Origin of the sequence: Burkholderia sp. Se-20378 (assembly GCF_017104665.1) — a bacterium.
GTDB lineage: Bacteria > Pseudomonadota > Gammaproteobacteria > Burkholderiales > Burkholderiaceae > Burkholderia > Burkholderia lata.
Genome location: NZ_JAAGPG010000050.1, coordinates 21,851 through 28,430 on the forward strand (window position 1 = coordinate 21,851; position 6,580 = coordinate 28,430).

Genomic DNA, 6,580 nt, shown 5'->3' on the forward strand with positions numbered 1-6,580 from the left:
GACGCGCCGCGCGCCTGGTTCGGAACCGCTTTGCGGCCCCGAGGCCGCGCATCGCCCGCACGCGGCGCATGCGGCCTGCATGAGCATCCCCGGCCGGCCAGAAAAACGAGGAGGGATTGCCGATGTCGCGTATCGATCGCCGGACGTTCCTGACCCGCTCGGCGCAGGCGGCCGGCGCTGCCGCGCTCGCGGCGGCGCTGCCCGAAAGCATTCGCCGCGCACTTGCCGTCGAGCCGGCCCGCGTGACCGGCACGATCCGGGACGTCGAGCACATCGTCGTGCTGATGCAGGAAAACCGCGCATTCGACCATTACTTCGGCACGTTTCCGGGCGTGCGCGGCTTCAACGATCCGCGCGTGGTCGCGCGCCCCGACGGCAAGAGCGTCTGGTATCAGAACTACAAGGGCCGCGACTACGTGCCCTGGCATCTCGACACGTCGAAGACGTGGGCGCAGTGGATGATGCCCGAGAACCACGAGTGGGATGCGTTCCACAAGCTGTGGAACGAAGGGCGCAACGACCAGTGGATGGCCGTGCAGTGGCCGGACGCGATGGGCTACTTCAAGCGCAACGACCTGCCGTATTACTACCCGCTTGCGAGCGCGTTCACGATCTGCGACGCGTATCACCAGTCGATGATGGGGCCGACCAATCCGAACCGGCTCTACCTGATGACGGGGCGCTCGTCGCCGAACGCGGACGGCAGCCAGGTCGCGATGTCGAACTGGATGGGCGACCGCACGGGCACGGTGTCGTGGAAGACCTTCCCCGAACGCTTGCAGCAGGCCGGCATCGACTGGCGCGTCTACCAGGAAGGCGGTGTCGGTTCGTTCAACGTCGCGTGGAATTTCCTGTCGAGCCGCTACTGGATCGACAACACCAACAACTACGACTGCAACGCGCTCGCGTGGTTTTCGCAGTACAAGTCGGCGTCGTCGAGTTCGCCGCTCAACCAGCGCGGGCTGACCGCGCGCGGCATCGCGTCGCTGCGCGACGACGTGCTCGCGAACCGGCTGCCGCAGGTGTCGTGGATCGTGCCGCCGTTCTCGTCGTCCGAGCATCCGTGGTGGGGGCCGTCGTTCGGCGAGGAATTCGTGTCGCGCATTCTCGACGCGCTCACGTCGAATCCCGACGTATGGGCGAAGACGGTATTCCTGATCTGCTACGACGAAGGCGATGGCCGCTTCGACCACGTGACCGCACCCGTGCCGCCGTGGAAGGCCGGCAAGGGGCTGTCGACGGTCAGCGTCGAAGGCGAGATCGAGCAGGCCTCCGGGTTGCCGATCGGGCTCGGCACGCGCGTGCCGCTGCTCGCGATCTCGCCGTGGTCGAAGGGCGGATGGACCTGTTCCGAAGTCTTCGATCACTCGTCGGTGATCCGCTTCATCGAGAAGCGTTTCGGCGACGATCATCCGGAAGTCTATGAATCGAACATCACGCCGTGGCGCCGCGCGGTGTGCGGCGATCTTACGTCGGCGTTCGACTTCGCGGGCGATGCGGACCGCACGGTGCCGCCCGCGCTGCTCAACCTGACCGCGACGAAGGCGCAGCTCGACAACGCGTACTGGGTGCAGTACTACCTCGCGAAGCCGAGCTATCCGTCGAGCTACCCGGCCGAGAATGCGCCGCTGCCGGTGCAGGAACCGGGTCAGCGCAAGCTGCGCGCGGTGCCGTACGAGCTGTTCGTCGAAGCGGCGCTCGATACGCGCGCCGGCGTGCTGAACGTGAGCTTCGCGAACAACGGCAAGGCCGTGCCGGGCAACGCGGCCGGCACGTCGGCCGCGGTGTTCCATGTGCATGACGCGATCGCGCAGAACGGCCCGCGCTTCTACACGATCCAGAGCGGCCGCGTGCTGAGCGACCAGTGGTGGCCGGTGCGTGACACGCAGGGACGCTACGACCTCGCCGCGTACGGGCCAAACGGCTTCTTCCGCCGCTTCAAGGGCAGTGCGGCGTCGAGCGCGCCGCTGTTCGATGTGACGGTTGCCTATCGCGCCGACGGCAATCTCGTCGTGCGGATGCGCAACGCGGGCCGCACGCCGCTCGTCGCGACGCTCACGGATAACGGCTACAGCGCCGCGCCGCGTTCGGGCACGGTCGCGGCGGGCGCTGCCGTCGACACGGTGCTGAACCTGTCGGCAAGCGGTGGCTGGTACGACTTCAGCGTGACGATCGATGTGGATGCGGGCTATCTGCGCACGCTGGCCGGCCATGTCGAAACCGGCGCGGCGAGCGTGACCGATCCGCTCTTCGCGCGTGTGACAGGGACCGCATGATGAACCGAACCGTCATCGTATGGGGCACGGTCGCGCTGGCGGCAGGCGCCGTCGCGTCGGCCGTCGTGCTGTGGAGCGGCCGTCCGGGCGGCACGCCACACGCTTCTTCCACCGTAGTCAGCCAGGCATCTTCCATGACGAATCCAGCGGCCGCGTCGCCGGTCAATTTCCGCGCGCAGCTCGACGGCTATGCACACGAACGCGACGCGCTGAACGCGGCCGACCGTCAGGCGCGCGCCCGTTCGTTGCTCGCGCAACTGCGTGCCGATGCGGATGCGGGCAAGCTCGATCCGCGCGAGGCGTCGGGCCTCGCGGATCTGCTGCTGCAGGATGCGGAACCGGACGCCGGCGCACGCCAGGCCGCGAGCGATGCATTGCGCGACCATCTGCGCGATCTCGCGATGGGCGAGCGGCCGGCCTCGCCCGCGCGCGAGCGGCAGGATGCGGACTATGTCGCGCAGAGCCGCAAGATCATCGACGAGGTGGTGCGCACGGTGCCGGACCGCGAACAGCAGCGCGTGGCGCTCGATACGCGGCTGGCGGAATTGCGCAGGCAGATCTACGGGACGGACGCGCCGGTAACGCACGGCGGTTGATGGAGCGGCGATGCGGCGTGTATCCGCATCGTCGTTGAACTGCGAGGAGAACGGGCGGCGCAGAAGCCGCCCGGGAGCACTTACGCGGCGACGAACTCGTGCACGAAGCGGTTGAACACGGCGGGGCTCGCTGCGTTCATCCCGTGCGACGCGCCAGCGACGGTCTGCCGTTGCGCATTGTCGATCCACTGCGACAGCGTGTCGACGTTGTTGCGGAACATCTTCGGGCTGCGCTGGCCGTCGATCAGCAGCGTGCGGCACGCGATGTCGCCGGCCGTGTGCTGCGAGTACGCGGGCAGCGGGTCGCGCAGTTGCTTCGGCAGCGTGCTCGCGTTGTCGATCGCCATCGTGCGGAAGCGCGACGTGCTCTTTTTCCATGCGCCCGGCAGGCTCACGGAATCGACGAACATTTCGAGGCCCGATTCGACGTCGCCTTGCCCGATCAGGTTCACGGCCTTCGTGCGCAGCGCGATCGCGGCGGCCGGCAGTGCGGCTTCGCGCACGCCCGGCTGTTGCAGCGGGCCGCCCGGATCGGCGAGCGTCAGCGATTCGACGAGGTTCGGATGCTGGCGCGCGACGTTGAACGCGACGCTGCCGCCGCGCGAGTGACCGACCAGATGCACGGGGCCGAGATCGAGTGCGTCGATGAATTCGGCGAGCTCGTCCACATGGTTCTGCCAGCTGAACTCGTCCTGGATGCCCGCTTCGACGGCCGGCCAGTAATGGCTGAGGCTCGGCGCGATGCAGCGGTAGTGAGCCGACAGCGACGCGAGTTGCGGATCCCAGTAGCGGTAGTCGCACAGCGAGCCGTGCACGAACACCATCGGCGCGCCGCTGCCCCGCTCGACATACGGCAGGCTGATGCCTGACGAAAGCGTCGCAAATTGCAGGTCGGGGTTCGCGAGCACGGACGGCTCGATTCGCATGTTCATGACTGAAAGACTCAAAGGTGCGTCAACACGACGCAACTATGCATCACGGCGACCTGCAAGGAAAACGCATAATTTTCATCGTGACGATCAATTTTATTGATGGTTCGGCCGGAAACCCTTGTCGGAAGGGGGCGGGTGTCGATGCTTTCAATCGTCTAACGATTGGCCGCGAAGCCGGACACGCCTGAAAAGGGCGTGCGACGGCCTGCGCACCGGCGCATCGCAACCTGGGAAAAGGGAAGGCCGCGCGCCGCGCAAGCGGCCCGCGTGTCAGCGCACCGCCAGCGCGGGCGCGGTCTGAAGCGCGACGGGGAGGTCGTTGTCGGCCGCGAACTGCATCGCGAAATCGAATGCGTCCGCGCAGACGGTGCGCAATTCGTCCGACACGAACAGGCATTTGACGTTGCCGTCGACGACGGGCATCGCGAGCCGCGACAGCGCGCACGGATAGCCGGGCCGCCGTTCGCCGACGAACAGCGTGATGACGCCCGCGAGGCGCTCGGGCCAGTCGCTCGGGCGGAAGGTTTTCTGCGCGCGCGTGACGCCGCGGATCAGGTGGCCGGTGATGCGGCCCTGTTCGGTGACTTCGATGCGATCCATGCTGTACGTGTCCTCGTTCGCGTCATTCGCCGCCATCGGCCGCCGCGTCGCCGCGTGCGGGAATCCGCAGGTTGCGCAGCTTGTGATAGAGCGTTTTCTTCGGCATGCCAAGCGCTTCGCTTGCCTCCGCGACGTTGCCGTTGTGACGCTGCAGCATGTCCTCGATCAGCATCCGCTCGAAATACGCGAGCTGTTCCGCGAGCGTGCCGCCCACGGCCGGCGTGCCGCCCGACGACAGCAGGCTGTCGCCGGTCAGCCCGAGCACGAAGCGGTCGGCCACGTTCTGCAGCTCGCGCACGTTGCCGGGCCACGCGTGCGTCATCAGTTCGGATACCTGCGCAGCCGTGACGACCGGCGCCGGCTGCCCGAAGCGCCGCGCGGCCGCGAGCACGAAATGTTCGAACAGCAGCGGCACGTCCTCGCGCCGCTCGCGCAGCGGCGGCAGTTCGATCTGCGCGACGTTGAGGCGATACAGCAAGTCCGCGCGGAAGCGGCCATCGGCCGCGAGCTCGGCGAGATCGGTCTTCGATGCGGCAACCACGCGGCAGTCGACCGGAATCAGCTCGTTCGCGCCGAGCCGCTCGACCACGCGCTCCTGCAGCACGCGCAGCATCTTGATCTGCAGCGGAACCGGCATCGTCTCGATCTCGTCGAGGAACAGCGTGCCGCCGTCCGCCCATTCGATCTTGCCGATGCGTTTCTTGATCGCGCCGGTGAACGCGCCGGCTTCATGACCGAACAGCTCGCTCTCGAAAACCTGCTCGGGCAGGCCGCCGCAGTTCAGCGCGACGAAATGCGCGTCGCGCCGGCCGCCGAAGTCGTGCAGGCTGCGCGCGATCAGCTCCTTGCCGGTGCCCGTTTCACCGGTGATCAGCACCGACACCGACGTATCGGCGAGGCGCAGGATCTTCTTGCGCACGTCGGCCATCGCGGGCGACTTGCCGAGCACGAACGCCTCGATGCCCTGCCAGTTGTTCAGCGCCGCGCGCAGGCCCTGCACCTCGAGCGTCAGGCGGCGCTTCTCGACCGCGCGCGCGACGCGCCCCGCGATCACGTCCGACGAAAACGGCTTCTCGATGAAGTCGTATGCGCCGACCTGCATCGCGCCGACGGCCGTCGAGATATCGGCATGGCCGCTGATCAGCACGACCGGGATCTGCGCGTCGATGGCCATCACGCGATCGAGCAGTTGCAGCCCGTCGATGCCCGGCATCCGCACGTCCGACACGATCACGACCGGTGCACCGGGCGCGACGTGATGCAGCGCGTCGGCGGCCGACGCGAACGCATCGACCGCGAAGCCGGCAAGCGCTACCGCCTGCTCGACGCCGATCCGGACGTTTTCATCGTCCTCGACGACCAGCACCCGAATCTCATCTTCCATGCTCTGTCCTTTGCAGCGTCGCCGCCGCGAATTCGATACTGAACTGCGCGCCGCCTTCGTCGCGGTTCGTCGCGGCGATCTTCGCGCCGAACGCCTCGACGATGCGCGACGTGATCGCGAGGCCGAGCCCGAGGCCCTGGCCGCGCGGCTTGGTCGTGACGAACGGCTCGAACAGGTGCGGCAGCACCTCGGGCGCGATGCCCGCGCCGCTGTCGGCGACGGTGAAGCGCACGCGGCCGGCTTCGTCCGGCCCGGCGGCCTCGATGACGATGCGACGTACGGGCGCATCGTGCACCGCGTCGAGCGCGTTGCCGAGCAGGTTCACGATCACCTGCTGCAACTGACTCGATTCGGCCGACACGGCGGTGCCCGGCGCGATGTTCACGTCGAGCTGCACGCCTTCGTCGCGAATTCGCGCGTCGTAGATCAGCCGCGCATGCGCGACGGCCTCGATCAGCGAGACCGCGACCCGCTCGACGTCGGGCTTGCGCGCGAACGTCTTCAGCTCGCCGGTGAGCACCGCCATGCTGTCGACGAGCTTGCCGATCCGTTCGAGATTGGCGAGCGCCGGCGCGGGCTGGCCACGCTCGAAGAACGTGCGCGCGTTGTCGCACAGCGTGCGGATCGCGACGAGCGGCTGGTTCAGCTCGTGCGTGAGGCCGGCGGCCATCTGCCCGAGCACCGCGAGCTTGCCCGCATGCACGACTTCCTGCTGCGACGCGCGCAGCCGCTGCTCGGTGCGCTCGCGCTCGACGATCTCGCGCTGCATCCGTTCGTTCGCGGCCGTCAGCG

Annotated in this window: 6 protein-coding genes; 2 read left to right on the top strand and 4 right to left on the bottom strand. The window is 67.8% G+C overall.

Annotated elements, in window-relative coordinates; translation table 11 throughout:
* The first annotated feature begins 122 nt into the window (after window positions 1-122).
* Window positions 123-2,276 (top strand): phosphocholine-specific phospholipase C, encoded by a 2,154-nt coding sequence (locus G3N93_RS09115; protein WP_206132838.1) that lies wholly within the window; start codon window positions 123-125, stop codon window positions 2,274-2,276.
* Window positions 2,276-2,872: a phospholipase C accessory protein PlcR gene (gene plcR, locus G3N93_RS09120; RefSeq protein ID WP_206132839.1), complete on the top strand. Its 597-nt coding sequence runs from the start codon at window positions 2,276-2,278 to the stop codon at window positions 2,870-2,872. Before G3N93_RS09115 ends, plcR begins: the two co-directional genes overlap by 1 nt.
* Window positions 2,873-2,952: 80 nt before the next feature.
* Here the strand turns inward: plcR and G3N93_RS09125 are convergent, their stop codons facing one another.
* The 4 genes from G3N93_RS09125 to G3N93_RS09140 all read right to left on the bottom strand — a co-directional run.
* Window positions 2,953-3,804, bottom strand: coding sequence for an alpha/beta fold hydrolase (locus G3N93_RS09125; protein WP_206132840.1), 852 nt, complete (start codon window positions 3,802-3,804; stop codon window positions 2,953-2,955).
* Window positions 3,805-4,074: 270 nt separating this feature from the next.
* Window positions 4,075-4,404: a DUF3579 domain-containing protein gene (locus tag G3N93_RS09130; protein WP_174941052.1), complete on the bottom strand. Its 330-nt coding sequence runs from the start codon at window positions 4,402-4,404 to the stop codon at window positions 4,075-4,077.
* Between the two features lie 22 nt (window positions 4,405-4,426).
* Window positions 4,427-5,788: a sigma-54 dependent transcriptional regulator gene (locus G3N93_RS09135; RefSeq protein ID WP_206124238.1), complete on the bottom strand. Its 1,362-nt coding sequence runs from the start codon at window positions 5,786-5,788 to the stop codon at window positions 4,427-4,429.
* Window positions 5,778-6,580, bottom strand: an 803-nt coding sequence (locus G3N93_RS09140; protein ID WP_241026473.1) for a sensor histidine kinase, incomplete at its 5' end; no start/stop codon positions are given. The genes G3N93_RS09135 and G3N93_RS09140, both read right to left, overlap by 11 nt.

Bases quoted from the DNA above. Each gene is read 5' to 3' on its own strand.
- G3N93_RS09130 (WP_174941052.1), bottom strand. From the start codon at position 4,404: ATGGATCGCATCGAAGTCACCGAACAGGGCCGCATCACCGGCCACCTG.
- G3N93_RS09115 (WP_206132838.1), top strand. From the start codon at position 123: ATGTCGCGTATCGATCGCCGGACGTTCCTGACCCGCTCGGCGCAGGCG.
- plcR (WP_206132839.1), top strand. From the start codon at position 2,276: ATGAACCGAACCGTCATCGTATGGGGCACGGTCGCGCTGGCGGCAGGC.
- G3N93_RS09125 (WP_206132840.1), bottom strand. From the start codon at position 3,804: ATGAACATGCGAATCGAGCCGTCCGTGCTCGCGAACCCCGACCTGCAA.
- G3N93_RS09135 (WP_206124238.1), bottom strand. From the start codon at position 5,788: ATGGAAGATGAGATTCGGGTGCTGGTCGTCGAGGACGATGAAAACGTC.